Origin of the sequence: Pseudomonas quebecensis (genome assembly GCF_026410085.1) — a bacterium.
Classification (GTDB): Bacteria; Pseudomonadota; Gammaproteobacteria; order Pseudomonadales; family Pseudomonadaceae; genus Aquipseudomonas; species Aquipseudomonas quebecensis.
In genome coordinates this window covers 751,679-773,019 of record NZ_CP112866.1, presented here as the reverse complement: position 1 = coordinate 773,019, position 21,341 = coordinate 751,679, and the positions used below count along the sequence as shown (strand labels likewise).

The following is a 21,341-nucleotide window of genomic DNA, read 5'->3' as shown; positions in this document are numbered from 1 at the left end:
CCGTTAGCTCTGCGGCTGTCACTCGACGGCGGACGCTTCAATCTTGTCCAGACGCGGCGCCTTGGTGTTGCAACGGCGCTGGTCCTGACGCTGGGCTACTTCTTGCACCTCACGGCGAGTCACAAGATCAGCCAAGCTGATACCACTCAAAAACTCATGGATCTGCAGGCTCAAGTCACACCACAGATGGTGCGTGAGGCAGGTGTCGCCGGCATGGCAGTCACCCAACCCCTGGCATTTGGTGGCATCGACCGATTCGTTGACCGCGTCGATCACCTGGGCTACCTGGATACCCTGCATATCGCGGGACAACTGGTAGCCACCGCCTGGCCCACGTACGCTTGAGACCAGATTGCTGCGGCGCAATTTGGCGAACAGCTGCTCAAGGTAGGACAGGGAAATGCCTTGGCGCTCGGAGATATCGGCCAGGGACACCGGCCCGGTTTGCGCGTGCAAAGCCAGATCAAGCATGGCGGTTACCGCGTATCGGCCTTTTGTAGTCAGTCTCATGGACAAGTACCAAGGTGTTTCAGAATGGGAGCAAGTATGCGATTCCCGAGTATTTAAGTCAACTATAAGACCTAGTACTTTAGTCAGGATTACCCGTAAAAAGGGCGCGCGAATCATAGCAGGATGGGGTGGGGACGAACAGCGGCAGCCGGGCGATGGCTCGATATCGAGACCAATGGAGATCAAATGTGGGAGGGGCATGCCCCCTCCTACATTGAACTTGCCGCGAATGTAAGATCTCAGCCAGCCTTGGTGGCAGGCTCACTCTTGATCTCGGCGAAGTCTTCTTCGCGCAGTTCAGGCAGCTCTTTCGCACAGTAGCTGCTGCCCAGCTCCTTCAGCGCACCGCACATACCGTCCAGCTTGCCGTCCACCGCTTGCAGGTGGTCGAGCAACTGGCCGATGGCGCGCGCCACTGGGTCGGGCATGTCTTCGCTGACACCGTAGGCGTCGAAGCCGATTTTCTCGGCCATAGCCTTACGCTTGGCCTCCTGCTCGTCGCCGACTTCCGGCTTGACGATGATGCGCCCCGGGATACCGACCACTGTGGCACCCGGCGGCACCGCTTTAGTCACCACCGCATTGGAACCCACTTTAGCCCCCGCGCCGACGGTAAACGGGCCAAGCACCTTGGCGCCCGCCCCAACTACCACGCCATCGCCCAGCGTGGGGTGGCGCTTGCCCTTGTTCCAGCTGGTACCCCCCAGAGTGACGCCCTGGTAAAGCGTCACGTCATCGCCGATCTCGGCGGTTTCACCGATGACAATGCCCATGCCGTGATCAATAAAGAAGCGGCGTCCCACCTTGGCTCCAGGGTGAATCTCGATCCCGGTGAGCCAGCGACCGAAATTCGATACCAGGCGCGCCAGCCATTTCCAGCCCATATTCCACAAGGCACCGGACAGGCGATGGATCCAGATCGCGTGCATGCCCGGGTAGCAGGTCAGTACTTCAAAGGCGTTGCGCGCCGCCGGATCACGGTGGAAAACACTCTGGATATCTTCTCGCAGACGCTCGAACATTTTTAATCCTTCCGCTTAAGGAGCTCGCCACGGGCCGCTTTCTGGGTTTCCGTGAGGATGCCACGCAATATATTCATTTCCGCTCGACTGATCGAGCTGCGCCCGTACAGGCGACGCAGGCGGGCCATCAAGTGCCGCGGCTTTTCAGGATCGAGGAATTCGATGGTGACCAGGGTGTGCTCCAGGTGCTCATAGAACCGCTCCAGCTCATCCATGGTGGCCAGCTCGCCACTTTTGGTGGACGCCACTTCATCCTTCTCGACCTTGCTCGGCTGACCCTCAGCGGCCAGCCAGGCCATGCGCACTTCGTAACTCAACACCTGCACCGCCGCCCCGAGGTTCAGCGAACTGAATTCAGGGTCTGATGGAATGTGCACATGGAAGTGACATCGCTGCAGCTCCTCATTGGTCAGGCCGGAGTCTTCACGGCCGAACACCAAAGCGATTTCGGCGCCACCGGCCGCTTCTTCCACCACCTTGGTACCGCACTCACGCGGGTCCAGCAGCGGCCAGGGGATGCGGCGGTCGCGCGCACTGGTGCCGAGCACCAGGTTGCAGCCAACCAAGGCGTCTTCCAGGGTGGCGACCACCTGGGCCTTTTCCAGGATGTCATTGGCGCCGGAGGCGCGCGCATCGGCCTCGTGGTGCGGGAACACACGCGGCTCGACCAGCACCAGGCGCGTCAGCCCCATGTTCTTCATGGCTCGCGCCACCCCACCGATGTTGCCGGGATGACTGGTATTGACCAAGACGACACGAATGTTTTGCAGCAAGGGAGGCGCTCTCGGACACAGGAAAGGGGAGCAAATCTTACAGAACAGCCTAAGGTTATGCCATGAAAGCGAACGTCGTCCTTCACCTGAACAAAGTTTCTGCTAGAATGCCCGGCTTTCTTTAACAACCTTAGGTGACACATCCATGCAGCCCATGCTGAATATCGCGCTGCGCGCCGCCCGCAGCGCCAGTGAATTGATCTTCCGCTCCATCGAGCGCCTGGATACCATCAAGGTCGACGAAAAAGACGCCAAGGATTATGTATCCGAGGTGGATCGCGCCGCCGAACAGAAAATCATCGACGCACTGCGCAAGGCCTACCCTACCCACGGCATCCTCGGCGAAGAAACCGGTTTGCACAAAGGCAGCGGCGAAGGCGAAGACTATCTGTGGATCATCGACCCACTGGATGGCACCACCAACTTTCTGCGTGGCATCCCGCACTTTGCCGTGAGCATTGCCTGCAAATACCGTGGTCGCCTTGAGCACGCGGTGGTACTCGACCCGGTTCGCCAGGAAGAATTCACCGCCAGCCGTGGCCGTGGCGCTCAACTGAACGGTCGTCGTCTGCGCGTCAGCGGTCGCACCAGCCTGGACGGCGCTCTTCTGGGCACTGGCTTCCCATTCCGCGACGACCAGATGGACAACCTGGAAAACTACCTGGGCATGTTCCGCGCCCTGGTTGGCCAGACCGCCGGCATCCGTCGCGCCGGCGCGGCAAGCCTGGACCTGGCCTACGTGGCTGCCGGTCGTTTTGATGCGTTCTGGGAGTCGGGCCTGTCCGAGTGGGACATGGCGGCAGGCGCCCTGTTGATTCAGGAAGCCGGCGGCCTGGTGAGCGACTTCACCGGCGGTCACGATTTCCTGGAAAAAGGCCACGTGGTTGCCGGGAACACCAAATGCTTCAAGGCAGTACTGACGGCGATCCAGCCGCATCTGCCGGCGTCGCTGAAGCGCTAAGCGAACGAGCACAAAAAAAGCACCCTTCGGGGTGCTTTTTTATGCCTGGGATTTGGTGCGAGCCGAAATACCAGCAGCGCCACAAATCAAATGCGGGAGAGCGCAAGCCCCTCCCACATTTTGAACGCACAGACCTTTTGAATCTGCGCCCAGGCCAGTATTACTGCTGGTTTTGACCGAGGACGAGACGCCCTTCCTTGTCGACTGGAATCTGGCCGCCTGGATCACGATCCATACGCACCGAACCTTCCTTGCCATCCAAGGTGTACCGCACGTCATAGCCTACGACCTTATCGCTGATGTCGTTGACGGTGTTACAGCGGGTTTGCGTGGTGGTGTAGGTATCGCGGTTCTGCATACCTTCCTGCACCTTGTTGCCGGCGTAACCGCCACCGACCGCGCCGGCCACGGTGGCCAGTTTCTTACCGTTGCCGCCGCCGATCTGGTTACCCAACAGGCCGCCTGCGAGGGCGCCTACGACGGTACCGGCAATTTGATGCTGATCCTGCACCGGACGCTGCCGGGTCACGGTGACGTCCTTGCAGACCTCACGCGGGGTTTTGATCTGGGTCTTGACCGGCTGCACCGCCAGTACTTGCGCATACTCAGGGCCGCTTTTTACCAGGCTGTAGGTGGCGACAGCACCCCCGGCAGTCACACCGACAGCACCCAATACCGCACCAACCAGTAACGACTTGTTCACGTTGAACCTCCTGACCATCACAAACGGACCGAAAGGTCCGCGCTATACCCAGCCTTGGAGCAAAAAAAAAGGCGCGAGTTCAATACTCGCGCCTTCTTTGTAACAGCGATCAACAAGCGCCCATCAAGGACGGTCGTCGACCTCCTTGCCTGTGGTGGTCGGAGGGATCAGGTCTTCGCTGTTGAGGTTCAGCCAGATCAGCACCACGTTGGCGATGTAGATCGATGAGTAGGTGCCCGCCAGAACGCCGATGAACAGCGCCAGGGAAAAGCCCCACAGGTTGTCGCCACCGAAGATCATCAACGCCGCGATCGCCAGCAAGGTGGAGATCGACGTCGCCATGGTCCGCAACAGGGTCTGGGTGGTGGAGATGTTGATGTTCTCGATCAACGACGCCTTGCGCAGTACGCGGAAGTTCTCGCGAACCCGGTCGAATACCACGATGGTGTCGTTAAGGGAGTAACCGATGATTGCCAGCACCGCCGCCAGCACGGTCAGGTCGAAGGTAATCTGGAAATAGGCCAGGATACCCACGGTCACGATCACGTCGTGGATCAGCGACACGATGGCGCCGACACCGAACTTCCACTGAAAGCGGAACGCCAGGTAGATCATGATGCCGACCAGCGCCATCAGCATGCCGAGGCCGCCCTGGTCGCGCAGCTCTTCACCGACCTGCGGCCCCACGAACTCGACGCGCTTTACCGACGCCGGGTTATCGCCACCGACCTTCTGCAAGGCCTCGGCGACCTGATGACCCAGTTGCGGGTCTTCGCCAGGCATGCGCACCAGCAGGTCGGTGGTGGCACCGAAGTTCTGCACGATGGCTTCGTGATAACCGGCCTTGACCAGCTCGTTGCGCACCAGGGTAACGTCGGCCGGCTTCTCGTAGGTCAGCTCGATGAGCGTACCGCCGGTGAAGTCCAGCCCGTAGTTCAGCCCCTTATGGAACCAGCTGAACAATGCCAGAACGGTAAGGAGCACTGTGGCGCCGAACGCAATGTTGCGAACGCCCATGAAGTTGATTGTACGTAACATGGCAGCCCCTTAAATCCACAACTTCTTGAAGTCACGCCCGCCAAAGATCAGGTTGACCATTGCGCGGGTCACCATGATGGCCGTGAACATCGAGGTAAAGATACCCAGGGACATGGTCACCGCAAAACCTTTGACCGGGCCGGTGCCCATGGCAAAGAGAATCCCGCCGACCAGCAAGGTGGTCAGGTTGGAGTCGAGAATCGCGGTAAATGCCCGGCCGAAGCCTTCGTTGATTGCGCGCTGCACGGTCATGCCGGCGGCGATCTCTTCACGAATACGCGAGAAGATCAGCACGTTGGCGTCCACCGCCATACCCATGGTGAGTACGATACCGGCGATGCCTGGCAGAGTCAGCGTAGCCCCCAGCAGCGACATCAGCGCCAGCAGCATCACCATGTTGCCCGCCAGGGCCACGGTGGCAATGATGCCGAAGAAGCGGTAGATGGCGATGATGAACAGCGACACGAACAGCATGCCCCACAAGGCCGCGTCGATACCCTTGGTGATGTTGTCCGCACCCAGGCTCGGGCCGATGGTACGTTCTTCGGCGAAGTACATCGGCGCCGCCAGGCCACCGGCGCGCAGCAGCAGCGCCAGCTCGGACGATTCGCCCTGGCCGTTCAGGCCAGTGATGCGGAACTGAGCACCCAGCGGCGACTGGATGGTCGCCAGGCTGATGATCTTCTTCTCTTCTTTGAACGACTGCACCGGCACGTCTTTCTCGACGCCGTTGACCATTTGCTTGGTGTAGGTGGTGATCGGACGTTGCTCGATGAAGATCACCGCCATGCTGCGGCCGACGTTGCTGCGCGTGGCGCGGCTCATCAGTTCGCCGCCGTGGCCATCCAGGCGGATGTTCACTTCAGGAGTACCGTGCTCGCCGAAACCGGCCTTGGCATCGGTCACCTGGTCACCGGTGATGATCAAGCCACGCTCGATCAGCGCTGGAGGACGGTTGCCCTCGCGGAACTCGAACTCTTCGGAAGTGGCGCGCGAAGCACCCGGCTCGGCGGCCAGGCGGAATTCCAGGTTGGCGGTCTTGCCCAGGATACGCTTGGCTTCAGCGGTGTCCTGCACGCCCGGCAGCTCAACCACGATACGGTTGGCGCCCTGGCGCTGCACGATCGGCTCGGCCACACCCAGCTCGTTGACGCGGTTACGCACCGTGGTCAGGTTCTGCTTGATGGAGTATTCGCGGATTTCCGCGATCTTGGCCGGGCTCATCGCCAGACGCAGTACAGCCTGGCCATTCAGGTCAGCCGGTACGATGTCGAAATCGTTGAAGTTCTTGCGGATCAGCGCACGGGCCTGTTCGCGGGAAGCCTCGTCGGAGAAGCCCAGCTGGATGGCACCGTTGAGCTGCGGCAGGCTGCGATAACGCAGCTTCTCTTTGCGCAGCAGGCTCTTCACGTCGCCTTCGTAGACCTTCAGGCGCGCGTCGAGGGCTTTGTCCATGTCGACTTCCAGCAGGAAGTGCACACCACCGGACAAGTCCAGGCCCAGCTTCATCGGGTGCGCGCCAATGCTGCGCAACCATTGCGGGGTGGTCTGTGCCAGGTTGAGCGCGACTACATAATCGTCACCCATGACCTTGCGCACGACATCCTTGGCCGGCAATTGGTCTTCCTGCTTGGTCAGGCGCAGCAAGCCGCCCTTCGCACCAGCCGCCAATGTTGCCGCCTTGACCTGGATACCCGCGTCGGTGAGCGCCTTGCTCGCACGGTCCAGATCAGCCTGATTGACCTGCAGCGAAGTGCTGGCGCCAGTGATCTGGATCGCCGGGTCATCAGGGTAGAGATTGGGAGCGGAATAAATAAAACCGATCGCCAGCACCGCCAGGATCAGTACGTATTTCCACAGAGGGTATTTGTTCAGCATCACGCCGCCCGCTTATAACGCGGGGCGCCTTGCGCGCCCCGTCGATTGGTAAAGGTTGTTACTTAGATCGCTTTGAGCGTGCCTTTAGGCAGCGTGGCGGCGATGGCGCCCTTCTGGAACTTCATTTCCACGGTATCGGAGACTTCCAGTACCACGAAAGCATCGGACACTTTGGTGATCTTGCCGGCGATACCGCCGGTGGTCACGACTTCGTCGCCTTTCTGCAGGCTGCCCAGCAGGTTCTTCTGCTCTTTGGCGCGCTTGGCCTGTGGACGCCAGATCATCAGGTAGAAGATGACCAGAAAGCCGACCAGGAAAATCCACTCGAAACCACCGCCCATAGGGCCCGCGGCGGCAGGCGCAGCGGCGTCGGCCATGGCGTTAGAGATAAAAAAGCTCATTTAGCACTCCAGTTGCAAATAGTGAATCTTAGGGTCGGGAAACTCAGTCCAAGGGCGGCACAGGGAGCCCGCGCTTGGCATAGAAGGCATCGACGAAGGCGGCCAATGTACCCTGTTGAATAGCCTCGCGCAAACCAGCCATCAGGACTTGGTAATGGCGCAAATTGTGGATGGTATTCAACATGCTACCCAGCATTTCCCCGCACTTGTCCAGGTGGTGCAGATAAGCACGGGAGAAGTTCTGGCAGGTGTAGCAGTCACAGGTGGGATCCAGCGGCGAATCATCATGGCGATGGAACGCGTTACGGATCTTCAGCACGCCTGTATCGATGAACAGATGCCCATTGCGGGCATTACGGGTTGGCATCACGCAATCGAACATGTCCACACCGCGGCGCACACCCTCTACCAGATCCTCCGGTTTGCCAACGCCCATAAGGTAACGAGGTTTGTCAGCCGGCATCAGGCCCGGCAGGTAATCCAGCACCTTGATCATCTCGTGCTTGGGCTCGCCCACCGATAGACCGCCAATGGCCAGGCCGTCGAAACCGATCTTGTCGAGGCCTTCCAGCGAACGCTTGCGCAGGCTTTCATGCATGCCACCTTGGACGATACCGAACAGCGCCGCCGTATTGTCGCCATGGGCGTTCTTCGAGCGCTGGGCCCAACGCAGCGACAACTCCATGGACACCCGCGCGACATCTTCATCGGCCGGGTACGGAGTGCATTCGTCGAAAATCATCACGATGTCGGAGCCCAGGTCGCGCTGCACCTGCATCGACTCTTCCGGGCCCATGAACACCTTGGAACCGTCGACCGGAGAGGCGAAGGTCACGCCCTCCTCCTTGATCTTGCGCATGGCGCCCAGGCTGAACACCTGGAAGCCACCGGAGTCGGTGAGGATCGGACCTTGCCACTTCATGAAATCATGCAGGTCGCCATGCTTCTTGATCACTTCCGTGCCCGGGCGCAGCCACAGGTGGAAGGTATTGCCGAGGATGATCTCGGCGCCGGTGGCGACGATGTCGCGCGGCAGCATGCCCTTGACGGTGCCATAGGTGCCGACCGGCATGAACGCCGGGGTCTCCACGGTGCCGCGCGGGAAGGTCAGGCGGCCGCGACGGGCCTTGCCGTCGGTGGCCAGCAATTCAAACGACATACGACTCATAGTTGTTCCTCCGGGCCGCGCGGCGCCGGGTTACGGGTGATGAACATCGCATCACCGTAGCTGAAAAAACGGTACTCATTGGCGATGGCGGCCTGGTAGGCGGCCATGGTCTCGGGGTAACCGGCAAATGCCGACACCAGCATCAACAGCGTGGATTCCGGCAAATGGAAGTTGGTGACCAGGCAATCGACCACATGGAACGGCCGGCCTGGGTAAATGAAGATATCCGTGTCGCCGCTGAACGGCTTGAGCACGCCATCGCGCGCCGCGCTTTCCAGGGAGCGCACGCTGGTGGTGCCGACCGCGACCACCCGCCCGCCGCGCGCTTTGCACGCATTGACTGCGTCCACCACGTCCTGGCTGACCTCCAGCCACTCGCTGTGCATGTGATGGTCTTCGATGTTCTCCACACGCACCGGCTGAAACGTGCCGGCCCCCACGTGCAGGGTGACATAGGCGGTCTCGACGCCCTTGGCGGCGATCGCCTCAAGCAGCGGCTGGTCGAAATGCAGCCCGGCGGTCGGCGCGGCCACCGCACCCAGGCGCTGGGAGTACACGGTCTGGTAGCGCTCGCGGTCGGCGTCGTCATCCGGGCGGTCTATATAAGGAGGCAACGGCATATGGCCGACGCGCTCCAGCAACGGCAAGACCTCCTCGGCGAACTTGAGCTCGAACAAGGCATCATGACGCGCCACCATCTCGGCTTCGCCACCCCCATCGATCAAGATGCTCGACCCTGGTTTCGGCGACTTGCTGGAGCGCACATGGGCCAGCACGCGATGGCTGTCCAGCACCCTTTCCACCAGAATTTCCAGCTTGCCGCCGGAGGCTTTCTGGCCGAACAGCCGCGCCGGAATCACCCGGGTATTGTTGAACACCATCAAATCGCCCGGGCGTAAATGCTCAAGCAAATCAGTGAATTGACGGTGTGCGAGGGCACCGCTCGGCCCGTCCAGGGTCAGCAGTCGACTGGCGCGACGCTCGGCCAACGGGTGGCGAGCGATCAGCGAATCAGGGAGCTCAAAAGTAAAGTCAGCAACGCGCATGATGGGGTTCGTCTAGCAGGGCCGGGAAGTCTAGCGGAAATAGTCAAAATTGACCATGAAACGTGATTGACCAACGGTAATCACCTCTCTATACTTCGCCGCCATTGAGCCCTGATGGCGGAATTGGTAGACGCGGCGGATTCAAAATCCGTTTTCGAAAGGAGTGGGAGTTCGAGTCTCCCTCGGGGCACCATCTTAAAAAAAGACCTTGAAATTCAAGGTCTTTTTTTTCGCCTGTCGAAAAGTGCGGGCCGGCCGATTCACCGCTCACGCCAGCCGAAAACACGATCCACTGCGTGAGCTGGCTTGCCTGCGACTACCATAGCCTACCCAGACATCTGCGCTGAAAACATTACCCGAGAAACTAAGGTTTTGTGGTGAGCAGGCTTGCCCTGCGCTGGGCTGCGAAGCAGCCCCAATTAAAGGCACCGGGATTTTTCTGTTAGTACTCAGCGTGTAGTTTTAGGGCCGCTGCGCAGCCCAGCGCGGGGCAAGCCTGCTCACTACAGAGTGATGTGCCAGCCCTTAGGATTTGTGTAGATACATAAAGCCTCGCCACACCCCGACCCGCTATCATCACTCACCCCAGCCTCAATGACGACCGTGTGCATGCCCACCCCCGACTGCTGGCAGTTCCTCAACCTGCCCCCGCACACCGACGAGCGCACCCTCAAACACCACTACGCCAAGTTACTCAAGCTAACGCGCCCGGATGACGACCCCGTCGCCTTCCAGCGCCTACGCGAGGCTTACGAGCAGGCACTCAACAGCGTACGCGCCAGAGCATCCGCCCCCGTTCAAACCGAGGACATGATGTCGTCGCGGTTTGCCACGCACCTTGCGCCCGGCCCGACGCCCTCCTCCCTGGAACACGCCTTCGCACTGTTATCCGACTTCGACGACTCCCGTGTGGACGACTACTGGTCCCGAGCCCAGGCTCAAGGTTGTGCCGCCGAGTTCGAACAGATGTTGTTCCAGCGTTGTGTCGATGCGCCGAGCGGGCATTTGGGGTTGCTGACCTGGGGCGTGGAGCAGCGTCAATGGCTCACCCCGTGGCAGCAGATCAACAGCGGTGGCTTCCCCCATCAGCGGTTGGTACATGCGTTGACCACAGCGCTGTACGACGCGCTTGAACAACTGATGAAGCCGGGCGAGCAGGCGTTTTTCTATTCGCATCTGGAGCGTGCCAGTCGGCAGGGCTGGTTGCTGGATTTCGAGCATCGCCAGGGATTGCAGGTGCACGTGCTGAACTTGTTCATGAGCCATGAGCGTTGGTCGCCGCAACTCTTCCAGCGCGTGTGCCGGCTGTTCGCCTGGGACGCTGAAGGCGCGTCCGTCCCTATCGACACGGCGCAGTGGCGAGCCTTGGTCAGGCGCTGCGAGCAACAGGATTGGTTGCACCAGCTGCAGACCCTGGCGCAGCAACGTGAGCTACACCCCAGCGCGGCGGCCAACGCGGCGGCGTTGTTTCTGATGTCGGCGGAGCCTGCACGGCAAGCGCAGCTGGCGGCGACCTTCGGCGAGGCCGATTGGTTGGCGTGTGAGCAGTTGTCAACGGCATTCTCCACGCACTTTGGCGATCTGCTGGGGCTGTTTCCCAATCACAATTCATGGTTCTGGCAAGAACTTGTCGGCCATCGCCCGTTGCGCCATGGCGTCAAACGCGCGGCCTGTGTTTTGGCAATCTGCCTGGCGCTCAGCCAACTTTCCAGCGAGTCCAGCCTGGTTCCCCTGCTGCTGATGCTACCGTTGTATACGCTCGGCGGTTACGTGATGGCGCAGGTCGGCAAATGGCTGCTCACCTACTGGGCGGCCATTGCGCAAAGCCTGCATGACGTCGACCAACGCCTCAGCCGCTGGTGTGTGCGCCACAACCTGACCTCGGACCGTCGCGATTTGCTGATTCGTAACAGCGGTCCGTTACTGGGGCTTGGCTTTGTGATTTGGCAATGGCTCGGGTGGCTCGGGCTGGGCACTTATGCGATCACCGGGCTGATTGGCGTGTTGCAGCCGGAAAGTGCTGTGCCCGCCGAACGCGAATACCGCTGGCGCAGGCCGCTGCAGGCGATTTATCGGATCGCCGGCCTGAGTAGGTTGCAATGGCTGTTCTGCGTGATGATGATCGGTGTCATCGTCTACCTGCGGCTTGAAAGCCCTGGCACGCTGCTCGCCCTGGGCTTGCGGCCTTAACTCACGACGATCAAACCCTCGAATTCAAAACCTGGTTAGAGCAAGTTGAAGAGTGACGGCAAGCATTTAACGCAGGTTTACTCACTGTAATGATGCTGGCGAATTTCTAGGTAAGGCGGGCCATGCGGCGTTGCTCCACGTCGCAAGCGTGCCGGGCTGGCACTACCGAGCGGCGGGAGCGGACCTGATCGTGACACCACGTATCGCGTGAGCCTCGAACCAGTTGAAACCCGACCGCCCTTACCGAGCGGCCGGTAATTTTACTTGAACAGCGCAATCACCACGCAGACGACCATTAACACCAGCGCCGGCCACTGCATGGGCAGGAAAAAGAAGTGGTGGCGCACGCCATCTTCATGAACCTCCCGATTCAGCACAAAACCCAGCACGGCGTTGATGGCCGAGCCGATCCCCGCGCCCACCAACAGTTGCATCAAGGAGGTGTTGCCGGGCTTGACGCTGGGGTCGGGCCACAACCACATCAGCAATAAAATCATCGCCACCGGAGTGAACAACGTCAGCCAGCCTGCACCACGATAAATCATCGTTTAATCCCTTTATTCACAATCAATGACCACGCGACTGGCTTACGCCAACTCGCGCGCTTGAGCCTCTTTGGTAAACACTGCGTCGAGCGTATGCAGGAACAGGTCGTGGCTGAGGATGCCGGTGGCGATGGTCGACAGGACCGACTTGCCGTTTTCGTCCTTGACCACCACTTTTTCGGTCCAGGCGTTGAGGTCGACGCTGCGCAGTGTCGACATCGGCACCTTGCTCCCCTGGTATTCCAGGCACTGCGCACTCACCAGGATGGGCGCCGTGGTGATCTTGAGGAAATTGCCGCTCATGCGCTTGCCCCACACCTGCCCGGAGCTGATGCAATTGAACCTCACCGCCTCGCCCGATTCCAGCGTGCTCAGCACACCCGGCATGCGCGCACGTACGTGCAGCTCGCGCACCATCTGCTGGAATTCCTGGAAGCCCTTGAGACTTTCAATCACGCGATGGAAGGGCTCGGCGGCCGTGCGGCGGTAGGCCAGGTTAGTGATCAAGCCCGTCATCACCGTTTGCCCGGAGCTGAACAGGTACAGGTCCTGGATCTCTACAAACGGAGTGTATTCGCGCTGGCCTTGGTTGATGCGCGCAATGCCATGCTCGTACACCTCGTAAGAGGTACTGCGCAATTTCTTGTGCCAAGCGTAGAGGCCGAACACGCACAGCCCAAGAATGGCCAGAAGGCCACTGGTGAAGTTGATCACCGATTGCGCGCTGCTGAAGTTCATCGTCATGCCCCGTGACGTCGTAATGCCGACAGGGCCTTCATTGCCCGGCGGCAGGATCGTGCCCAGGTACAGCACGAACGCGGCGAGCGCCAACAGCGCCACGCCGAATATCAGGCTGAAAATCAGAAAACCCTTGCCGTGGCGAAAGCTCGCGATCAGCTCGCCCGTGTCGGACGAAGCAGGAGTGGAGGATGACTGCATGAGTATTTGCGTCCCTGTAAGTGAATGAAGTGCGCCGGTTCAACTTCGCACCGGTCCATTTATGGCTGCGCGAGCTTGGCACGGCGGTTTGGAACATGGCTAATTAATATCGTTCCTTGGAGGCCGTGTCACTCAAACGTCTGGATCTTTTTTTTCAGCGTCAGAACAGTGATCATCGCGCTCCGCCCGAACACCGAGGAAGCCCCACCATGGAATTGACGCTGGAAGCTGTTGCGCTCTTCGCCCTCAAGCTGGTGCACGAAACCGACGACGGCAGCCCGATAGTGCGCGACGACCCGGTGATGGCTACGTATGAGCGTGAAGTGTTCGGTCTGCTGATGCGCCAGGGTGATCTTCGTGCGATTCAAACTAAGCTGGACGAATGCGTGGCGCAGGCGCTGGTGGCGCTGGGCGGAAAGGAGACGGTGTTGGGACGGGAGTTGGAACGATTGGCCGTCGACACCCGAAAAGCCTCGACACTGGAGGAGCTCGACGCCCCGCTCGACGCACTCAGGCATTACCTCAAAGCGGTCCAGTAACAGCGCTCTTGTGCGAGCGCGCTTGACCGCAGTAAGCACACCTCGTTGATGCTTCCACGAAATGCATCGCTGTATTTGGCGTGCGATGCGCAATGTTGACGTTTTTACTTACTCAGCTCATTGCCACTTATAAAGCAGCCCAAGGACGACGATGAAAAAAACCCTCCTCTACCGCTCCGTCAACACCCGCACCCACGGTGTGACCGCACAAATGCCTACTTGGGCTGAAACGTCTCAAGATACGCCAGGATATTTTCTATCTTCTCCTGATCGCTGATGCCCCAGAAAATCATCCGCGTACCGCTTACCACCTTCTTGGGGTTCTCGATGTACGCGGCGAGTTTTTCGCGGGTCCAGACCACGCCGGAGTTTTTCATCGCGTCGGAGTACTGGTAGTCCTCAGTGGTGCCGGCGGGGCGGCCGATGATGCCATTGAGCTGTGGGCCGAAACCGCCACGCGCGCCTTCGCCGATGCTGTGGCAGCCGCCGCAGGTTTTCGTGAAGAGTCTGCCGCCGGCTTCGGCATCCCCGGCGGCGAAGGCCGGGGCGCTGTTGAGGATCAGGGCGAGGGTCAGAAAGGCGTACTTCATGGGCGACTCCACATCGGCGGTTGCAAGCGATTATGCCTGTTTGTCAGCCATGCACACCCATCCGGATTATCGCTGTGCTGCAATTGCCTCGGCATGAACCCCCAACCTAGACGCCCTGGACGACCACCCATCGCTTGGGACACATCCAATCGAACCTATACCGCTGCGCTCCACTCCACCTAACTGAACCCTGATGGTGGAGTAAGGATCATGGCTCAGCCATCGATTTTAGTATTGGAAGACGACGAAATCATTCGGGCGTTGATGGTGGATGTGCTGGAGGATTTCGGCGCGATTGTGACGTCGTTTCCTTCAGCCGATGAAGGGATGATTTACCTCGAACGCGAGAACGACCCTGTGGACCTGATAGTCAGCGATATTCAAATGCCAGGGTTGCTCAATGGTTATGACTTGAGCCGCGTGGTTGCCCATCGGTGGCCTTCGGTGCGCGTGGTACTGACGTCGGGTAATACAAAAATGGCGGAAGAACTGGGCGGTTCCGTGCGTTTCCTGCCCAAGCCATGGAGCACCGAGCATCTGATCGAATGTGTGCAAACGGCGCTGACCCAGCAGGGTTCGTCGCTGCACTGATAGCGTTGCAATATCACCTAAACCGAACTTACCGGTACGCCTTACGGTCAGTCATGAGGCAGGGAGCGACTCTTCTGATCCGCTGGTCAGGCTTTTCGCCTTGCGCGTACAGTCAATGGCCATGACTTGTGTAGAATCGTCGCCCATTTCCACGCGTCATTCATGGCCGGCAGGCCCACAGTTCGAGCTTATTGCATGCTTTCTCAGGCCCATGACGTTGGTGCGCCCTCCTTGCTTGACGCGTTACGCACAGGCACTGCCCTGCTGCATGTGGCGCTGGAGAAGCGCATGCCGTTTTTTTCCGAGCGCCTCGACGCCGACTGGTATCAGCGCCTGCTGCAGGCCTATCACGGGTTTTACGCGCCGATGGAAGCGGCGCTGTATGCCAGCGCCCGTATTCCTAACGGATTTGATGCCGCCTCGCGTGTGAAAACCCCGACACTGCTTTCTGATCTGCACGCATTGGGCCTGAACGACGCCGCCATCCACGCCCTGCCGTATTGCACCGCGCTGCCTCGCCTGGATACCCCGGCGGCCTGTCTCGGCACGCTCTACGTACTCGAAGGCGCAACCCTGGGCGGCCAGGTGCTGCGCCGGGAAATGGCTCGTCGCCTGGGCATCGACGCCGATAACGGTGGCGCGTTTCTGGATGTGTACGGCGCCGAGACGGGCCGACGCTGGAAAGATTTTCTCGACTATCTGGGCAACCAGGCGCTGGACGCCAAGGCCCGACAGCGCGCGGTTGACGCCGCGCGTTCGACATTCAGCTGCTTCGAGCGATGGCTCGACAGCCAGGAGGTACTGCTATGAAACCCGACGATTTTGAAGAGCTGCTCGCCAACTGCGCTGACGAACCCATTCGTTTCCCAGGGGCGATCCAGCCTCATGGTGTGCTGCTGACCTTGTCTGAGCCGGACCTGAAGATCATCCAGGCCAGCGCCAACGTCGCCACGCTGTTCAACCACGCACCCGAAACGCTGTTGGGCCAGCCGCTGCACAGCCTGCTCGGCGCCGAGCATGCCCAGGCCGTGCAGGCCATGGCTGAACACAACACCTTTGTCGATGCGCCGCCGTTGCACGTCACGCTTAACGGCGCGCAATTCGAAGGCTTGCTGCACCGCCATCAAAACGTGCTGGTCCTGGAATTCGAACCGCGTCTCAAGGATTTCCAGCCACGCGCCCTGAACGGTCGCACCAGTGATTTGGGCAAGATGCTGCGCCGCTTGCAGTCGGCAAAAACCCTGGCGGCGCTGTACGACATCAGCGTGACCGAAATCCAGGCCATGACCGGTTACGACCGCGTACTCATTTATCGCTTCGAAGAAGAAGGTCACGGCCAGGTAATCGCCGAAGCATCCGCACCATCCATGGAACTGTTCAACGGGCTGTTCTTCCCCGCGTCTGACATCCCCGAGCAGGCCCGCGAGCTGTACCGCACCAACTGGTTGCGCATTATCCCGAACGCCGATTATGAGCCGGTGCCTCTGGTACCCAAGCTGCGCCCGGACACCGGAGAGCCGCTGGACTTGAGCTTCGCCACCCTGCGCAGCGTGTCGCCGATTCACTGCCAATACATGAAGAACATGGGCGTGTTGTCTTCCATGAGCATCTCGCTGATGAAGGGCGACAAGCTGTGGGGGCTGATCAGTTGCGGCAATCGCACGCCGCTGCTGGTGCCGAACGAGCTGCGTACCGCCTGCCAGACCATCGGCCAGGTGCTTTCGTTGCAGATCAGCGCCATGGAAGCCCTGGACCTGAGCCACCAGCGCGAAGAAAAAGTCGAAGCCCTGGCGCGGCTGGACAAGGCGATGAAAGCCACGGACAACAATGTGTTCGACGGCCTGGCCCAACAGCCGCAAGTGCTGATGGACCTCACTCTGGCGGGCGGCGTGGCGATCATCGAAGACAAACAGCTGCACCGCTACGGCAATTGCCCGGAGCCGGCACAGATCCGTGCCTTGCACAAATGGCTGCAGGCAAGCGGCGAGCCGGTGTTTGCCAGCCATAACCTGGCGGCGGTGTACCCGCCGGCGGCCGAGTTCCAGCAGGTGGCCAGCGGAGTCTTGGCCATGGCCCTGCCCAAGCCGGTGGACAACGGCGTGCTGTGGTTCCGCCCCGAAGTCAAAGAAAACATCAACTGGAGCGGCGACCCGAAAAAACCGCTGGACCTGGAAAACTCCGACGCCGGTATGCGCCTGCGTCCGCGCACGTCTTTTGAGATCTGGAAAGTGGAGATGGCCGGTATCTCGACTAAATGGAGCCATGGCGACCTGTTCGCCGCCAATGACCTGCGTCGCTCAGCGCTTGAGAACGACCTGGCTCGCCAGGTCAAGCGTGAGCAACAGGCCGTGCGCGCCCGTGATGACCTGGTGGCGGTGGTGTCCCACGACCTGCGCAATCCCATGACGGTCATCTCCATGCTCTGCGGCATGATGCAAAAAGCCTTCAGCTCCGAGGGCCCACACACTTCGCGGCGAATTTCCACGGCCATCGACACCATGCAACAGGCAGCCGGGCGCATGAATGTGCTGCTGGAAGACCTGCTCGACACCTCCAAAATCGAGGCCGGGCGCTACGTGGTCAAGCCGGTGGCGCTGGATGTGAGCCAGATGTTCGAGGAGGCCTACTCCTTGCTTGCGCCGTTGGCCATGGAAAAAGGCATTGACCTGTCGTTCAACGCCGAGCCGGGCCTGCAGATCAATGGCGACCCGGAGCGTTTGTTCCAGGTGCTGTCTAACCTGATCGGCAACGCCATCAAATTCACCCCGCGCCAGGGCAATATCGGCATCAGTGCCATGAGCAACGGCGAGGAAATCGTATTTTCGGTGCGCGACTCCGGCGAAGGCATTGCCCCCGAACAGTTGCCTTATGTGTTCGATCGTTACTGGACACAGACCGAAAACAATCCCACCGGCAGTGGACTGGGGCTGTATATCACCCAGGGCATTGTCCAGGCCCACGGCGGCGAGATCGTGGCTGAAAGCGAAGTGGGGCGTGGCAGCGAGTTCCGGTTCACGGTGCCGAAAGTGATCGGCGATTCGCATACCTGAGCAGGCCAATGCGTGGGTTCAAGGGTGCGCAGTCACACTCTGCCACGAGGCGTTTATATATTCACCGCCTCGTTTCTCTCTAAGTTGGGTCCGGCTTCGCGATCGCGAGGCTCACCCACTGACAGAAGGAGAGTGACTATGCTCGGCACCATTCATTCCACATTTGGCAACGCTCATTACCCCACCGCGCAGCAAGACGAGGCAGCAGGCCTGCCGCGTAAAAAACGCAGCCTTGATGAGCGCCTATCAACCCTTGTGCCTGAGGCGTGCGACGGTTCCTCACGCACCTCCCGACGCCGCCAGGGCACGTTGGACAGCCTGGGCAAGGGCAACCTGCTCTAAACCGGTGTACGCAGGGCAATATGCGGCCCTGCGTCCCCCCTCTGCTTTAACAAAACGCTGACATTTCCTGCGCTAACCTTGCCGGTTCAAGCCTGGCTGGAGTGTTTCCCTGGATGCTGCCCCCCGATAACCTGCCCGCCGTGCTCGCCGGCCCTTTACTGCGTCGCCTGGAGCCTCGGCGGCTGGTGCTGTGGCTGGCAGGCAGCCGCATGCTGGACCTGAGCCTGACGCTGCAGTGGGCCGACCAGGTCCTGCACATCCCGCTGGATCAAGGCCAGTGTCAGGTCGTGCCCATAGGGCGCCACGCCTTCGTCCACCTGATCGATGTGCCGCTGGACCAGGCGTTACCCCAGGACGTGGTCATCGACTACGACTTGCTGGTTGACGGCCTCGGCATCGCCCACTGGGCATCGCACCTGGTGTATGGCGAGGCACTATCGCCGAATTTCATCCTGCACAGCCGCCTCCACCAATTGGTGCATGGCTCCTGCCGTAAACCCCATCATCACGCCGACGACGGTTTGCTCTGCGTCGATCGCCTGCTTGCCGATGCGCGCGCACCGGATGAACGCCCGGCCCTGCTCATAATGAGCGGCGATCAGGTGTACGCCGACGACGTGGCCGGGCCAATGCTGCGGGCGATCCATGCCCTGACTGCGCGGCTGGGGTTGTTCGACGAGTATTTGGACGGTGCGGTGGTGGACGACAGCGCCAGCCTCTACGGGCATCGCGCCAGCTACTATCACCGCGCGGACCTGCTGCCGGCACTGGACAGCAACGAGACCCTGCGCGAGCGCTTTTTCGGCGGGGTGAAAAAACCGATTTTCACCAGTAGCAGCGCCGACAACCATCTGGTGACTTTCGCCGAAGTCATGGCCATGTACCTGCTGGTGTGGTCGCCTACGCCCTGGGGCCTGATCGCTCCCCAACCGCCGCAGTTAAGTGCGCACGACCTGGCGCGCTATGCCCGCGAACGCCTGCAGATCGAGCGATTTTGCAGTGGCTTGCCTGGGGTTGCGCGGGTCCTCGCGCACTTGTCCACCTTGATGATCTTCGACGATCACGACATCACCGACGACTGGAACCTCAGTGCCCAGTGGGAAGAGACCGCCTACGGGCACCCGTTTTCCAAGCGCATCATCGGCAATGCGCTGCTCGCTTACCTGCTGTGCCAGGGCTGGGGCAACCACCCGGACGCCTTCGCCGGCCTGTTGCAGCAAACCCGGAGCCTCGCCGCTGCGGTGCACGACAACCACCTCGATGCCACCGCGCAGGATGCCTTGCTCGCGCAGTTGTTCAACTTCCAACAATGGCATTACGTACTGCCCACCACGCCCGCCCTGATTGTGCTCGACACCCGCACCCGGCGTTGGCGCAGCGAGTTCACCCTCAAACAACCCTCCGGCCTGCTGGATTGGGAAGCCTTGAGCGAGCTGCAACAGGCATTGCTGGACCATCCCTCGGCGATCATCGTCTCGCCCGCGCCGATCTTCGGTGTGAAGTTGATCGAGACGGTGCAGAAAGTCTTCAGTTGGTGCGGCCACCCCTTGCTGGTGGACGCGGAAAACTGGATGGCACATCGGGGTGCGGCCCAAGTGATCCTCAATATTTTCCGCCACTCGCGCACGCCGGGTAACTACGTGATTCTGTCGGGCGATGTGCACTATTCGTTCGTGTATTCGGTGTTGATCCGTCATCGCAACGCCGGCCCGCGCATCTGGCAGATCACCAGCAGCGGCATCAAGAATGAATTTCCACCGCGCCTGCTGGAATGGTTCGACCGTCTCAACCGCTGGCTATACTCACCCCGCTCGCCGCTCAACGGGTTCACTCGTCGGCGCACCATGCAGGTGGTGCCCTATATTCCGGAACATGCCGAGGCCGGCGAACGGTTATGGAATTCGGCGGGCATAGGGCAGGTATTTTTCAACGAACAGGGCCAACCGGACGCGATCTTTCAACACAACGCGAATGGTAAGCCTCGCACCAGGATGGTGGCGCCTGAGCAGTAGCGCGCGGCCCCAGGCAAGGAGCAGCACGTGGACGACAGGTCAGGCGGCAACCCCCAGCATCAGGATTTCTCACACCTCAACGCCGATATGCTGCACACCATTCTGGAACTGGTCAGCGACGGGATATGGGACTGGAATGCCAACACCGGGTTCGTCTACCGCAGCCCAGGCTGGTACGAAATGCTCGGTCACCCACGCAACGCCTTGGAAAATACGCTGTTCACGTGGGAAAACGTGATCCACCCGGATGATTACGCCCAGGTGATGACCCTGTTCGATGACTACATCAACCGCCGGGCTCCCTACTACCAGGCCGAATACCGCTGCCGTCGAAAAGATGGCAGCTACCTGTGGATCGAAGACCGCGGCTATGTCATCGCCCGTAACGACGACGGCTCGGTGGCACGGATGATCGGGGCGCATCGGGACATTCAGGCACGCAAGTATTCAGTCGTTCAACTGCAACAGCGCAACCAGTCTCTGGAAGCGCTGGTGGCCGAGCGCACGCAGGAGCTGTCGCGGGTCAATCAGCAACTGCAATTGCAGTTGGATGAAAACCGCGCCCTGGCCGAACGCGATGCCCTGACCCTGGTCGCCAACCGCTATCGCCTGGAAAAAACCCTGCTGCGCGAATGCGAGCGCGCCCAGCGTTTTCGCCGGCCGCTGTGCCTGATCGCAATGGACATCGACGGTTTCAAACCGATCAACGATCGCTATGGCCACAGCGTGGGCGACCAGACGCTGGTGCGCGTAGCGCAATGCCTGGAACGCTGCACCCGCCCCGGCGACCTGCTGGCTCGCTGGGGCGGCGATGAGTTCATGATGACCCTGCCCGACAGCACGCTGGTCACCGCCACGGCACAGGCCGAGCAGATCCGCCGCCAGGTGCGTGCGATCACGGCACCCGCCGACTTCGTCATCACCCTGAGCCTGGGCGTGGCCGAGCGTCAGCTGGATGAGTCGCCTGCGGCGCTGATGGAGCGTGCCGACCAGGCGTTGTATCGCGCCAAGGCTGCAGGGAAGGACGGGGTATCGACCTAACG

At 60.5% G+C, this 21,341-nt stretch carries 21 protein-coding genes and 1 tRNA gene; 10 read left to right on the top strand and 12 right to left on the bottom strand.

All coding sequences use genetic code 11. From position 1 onward, the window contains the following. Positions 1-18 precede the first annotated feature (18 nt). From iscR to trmJ, 3 genes are all read right to left on the bottom strand, one after another. Positions 19-510 carry a Fe-S cluster assembly transcriptional regulator IscR gene (gene iscR / locus OSC50_RS03685; protein WP_003194020.1) on the bottom strand — a complete coding sequence of 164 codons (492 nt, stop codon included), beginning with the start codon at positions 508-510 and terminating at the stop codon, positions 19-21. 239 nt (positions 511-749) lie between these two features. Further along, positions 750-1,532: a serine O-acetyltransferase gene (gene cysE, locus OSC50_RS03680; protein ID WP_181078672.1), complete on the bottom strand. Its 783-nt coding sequence runs from the start codon at positions 1,530-1,532 to the stop codon at positions 750-752. A 2-nt stretch (positions 1,533-1,534) separates the two neighbouring features. Continuing rightward, a complete protein-coding gene (gene trmJ / locus OSC50_RS03675) occupies positions 1,535-2,305 on the bottom strand; it encodes a tRNA (cytosine(32)/uridine(32)-2'-O)-methyltransferase TrmJ (protein WP_253509282.1) in 771 nt (256 codons plus the stop codon). Positions 2,306-2,450: 145 nt separating this feature from the next. On the opposite strand from trmJ, the gene suhB reads away from it, so the two are divergent. Further along, positions 2,451-3,266, top strand: coding sequence for a type III secretion system regulator SuhB (gene suhB / locus OSC50_RS03670; protein ID WP_003175971.1), 816 nt, complete (start codon positions 2,451-2,453; stop codon positions 3,264-3,266). A 160-nt stretch (positions 3,267-3,426) separates the two neighbouring features. On the opposite strand, the gene OSC50_RS03665 is transcribed toward suhB, so the two are convergent. From OSC50_RS03665 to queA, 6 genes are all read right to left on the bottom strand, one after another. Further along, positions 3,427-3,969 carry a glycine zipper 2TM domain-containing protein gene (locus tag OSC50_RS03665; RefSeq protein ID WP_034100446.1) on the bottom strand — a complete coding sequence of 181 codons (543 nt, stop codon included), beginning with the start codon at positions 3,967-3,969 and terminating at the stop codon, positions 3,427-3,429. Positions 3,970-4,092: 123 nt separating this feature from the next. Beyond that, positions 4,093-5,007, bottom strand: a complete 915-nt coding sequence (secF, locus tag OSC50_RS03660) for a protein translocase subunit SecF (protein WP_181078675.1) — start codon at positions 5,005-5,007, stop codon at positions 4,093-4,095. 9 nt (positions 5,008-5,016) lie between these two features. Then, the gene (secD, locus tag OSC50_RS03655) at positions 5,017-6,885 is read right to left on the bottom strand and encodes a protein translocase subunit SecD (RefSeq protein WP_253509284.1); all 1,869 of its coding nucleotides are present in this window, start codon (positions 6,883-6,885) and stop codon (positions 5,017-5,019) included. A gap of 62 nt (positions 6,886-6,947) precedes the next feature. Then, the gene (gene yajC, locus OSC50_RS03650; RefSeq protein WP_003175975.1) at positions 6,948-7,286 is read right to left on the bottom strand and encodes a preprotein translocase subunit YajC; all 339 of its coding nucleotides are present in this window, start codon (positions 7,284-7,286) and stop codon (positions 6,948-6,950) included. A gap of 43 nt (positions 7,287-7,329) precedes the next feature. After that, a complete protein-coding gene (gene tgt, locus OSC50_RS03645) occupies positions 7,330-8,445 on the bottom strand; it encodes a tRNA guanosine(34) transglycosylase Tgt (RefSeq protein WP_010565220.1) in 1,116 nt (371 codons plus the stop codon). Between the two features lie 5 nt (positions 8,446-8,450). Continuing rightward, the gene (queA, locus tag OSC50_RS03640) at positions 8,451-9,500 is read right to left on the bottom strand and encodes a tRNA preQ1(34) S-adenosylmethionine ribosyltransferase-isomerase QueA (protein WP_266246660.1); all 1,050 of its coding nucleotides are present in this window, start codon (positions 9,498-9,500) and stop codon (positions 8,451-8,453) included. A 108-nt stretch (positions 9,501-9,608) separates the two neighbouring features. On the opposite strand from queA, the gene OSC50_RS03635 reads away from it, so the two are divergent. Continuing rightward, a tRNA-Leu gene (locus OSC50_RS03635) sits at positions 9,609-9,693 on the top strand. 416 nt (positions 9,694-10,109) lie between these two features. Next, the gene (locus tag OSC50_RS03630) at positions 10,110-11,690 is read left to right on the top strand and encodes a J domain-containing protein (RefSeq protein WP_266246662.1); all 1,581 of its coding nucleotides are present in this window, start codon (positions 10,110-10,112) and stop codon (positions 11,688-11,690) included. A gap of 260 nt (positions 11,691-11,950) precedes the next feature. Here the strand turns inward: OSC50_RS03630 and OSC50_RS03625 are convergent, their stop codons facing one another. Both OSC50_RS03625 and OSC50_RS03620 read right to left on the bottom strand, forming a co-directional pair. Further along, a complete protein-coding gene (locus tag OSC50_RS03625; RefSeq protein ID WP_181078687.1) occupies positions 11,951-12,235 on the bottom strand; it encodes a hypothetical protein in 285 nt (94 codons plus the stop codon). 42 nt (positions 12,236-12,277) lie between these two features. Then, complete coding sequence (locus tag OSC50_RS03620) at positions 12,278-13,174, bottom strand: hypothetical protein (protein ID WP_253509290.1); 897 nt, start codon at positions 13,172-13,174, stop codon at positions 12,278-12,280. A gap of 209 nt (positions 13,175-13,383) precedes the next feature. Here OSC50_RS03620 and OSC50_RS03615 point away from each other — a divergent pair, with 209 nt between their 5' ends. Further along, positions 13,384-13,713, top strand: coding sequence for a hypothetical protein (locus OSC50_RS03615; RefSeq protein WP_181078690.1), 330 nt, complete (start codon positions 13,384-13,386; stop codon positions 13,711-13,713). Positions 13,714-13,928: 215 nt separating this feature from the next. Here the strand turns inward: OSC50_RS03615 and OSC50_RS03610 are convergent, their stop codons facing one another. Further along, on the bottom strand, positions 13,929-14,303 hold the full coding sequence (locus OSC50_RS03610; protein ID WP_181078692.1) for a c-type cytochrome: 375 nt from the start codon (positions 14,301-14,303) through the stop codon (positions 13,929-13,931). 210 nt (positions 14,304-14,513) lie between these two features. Between OSC50_RS03610 and OSC50_RS03605 the strand changes: the two genes are divergently transcribed. From OSC50_RS03605 to OSC50_RS03580, 6 genes are all read left to right on the top strand, one after another. Further along, complete coding sequence (locus OSC50_RS03605; RefSeq protein ID WP_181078694.1) at positions 14,514-14,894, top strand: response regulator; 381 nt, start codon at positions 14,514-14,516, stop codon at positions 14,892-14,894. 195 nt (positions 14,895-15,089) lie between these two features. After that, positions 15,090-15,704, top strand: coding sequence for a biliverdin-producing heme oxygenase (locus OSC50_RS03600; RefSeq protein WP_181078696.1), 615 nt, complete (start codon positions 15,090-15,092; stop codon positions 15,702-15,704). Continuing rightward, the gene (locus tag OSC50_RS03595; RefSeq protein ID WP_266246664.1) at positions 15,701-17,944 is read left to right on the top strand and encodes an ATP-binding protein; all 2,244 of its coding nucleotides are present in this window, start codon (positions 15,701-15,703) and stop codon (positions 17,942-17,944) included. Before OSC50_RS03600 ends, OSC50_RS03595 begins: the two co-directional genes overlap by 4 nt. A 138-nt stretch (positions 17,945-18,082) precedes the next feature. Then, a complete protein-coding gene (locus tag OSC50_RS03590) occupies positions 18,083-18,286 on the top strand; it encodes a hypothetical protein (protein WP_253509294.1) in 204 nt (67 codons plus the stop codon). A 113-nt stretch (positions 18,287-18,399) separates the two neighbouring features. Further along, positions 18,400-20,298, top strand: coding sequence for a metallophosphoesterase family protein (locus OSC50_RS03585; RefSeq protein WP_253509295.1), 1,899 nt, complete (start codon positions 18,400-18,402; stop codon positions 20,296-20,298). 27 nt (positions 20,299-20,325) lie between these two features. Beyond that, entirely contained in the window at positions 20,326-21,339 is a 1,014-nt protein-coding gene (locus OSC50_RS03580; protein ID WP_277527603.1) for a sensor domain-containing diguanylate cyclase, read from the top strand. Positions 21,340-21,341 lie beyond the last annotated feature (2 nt).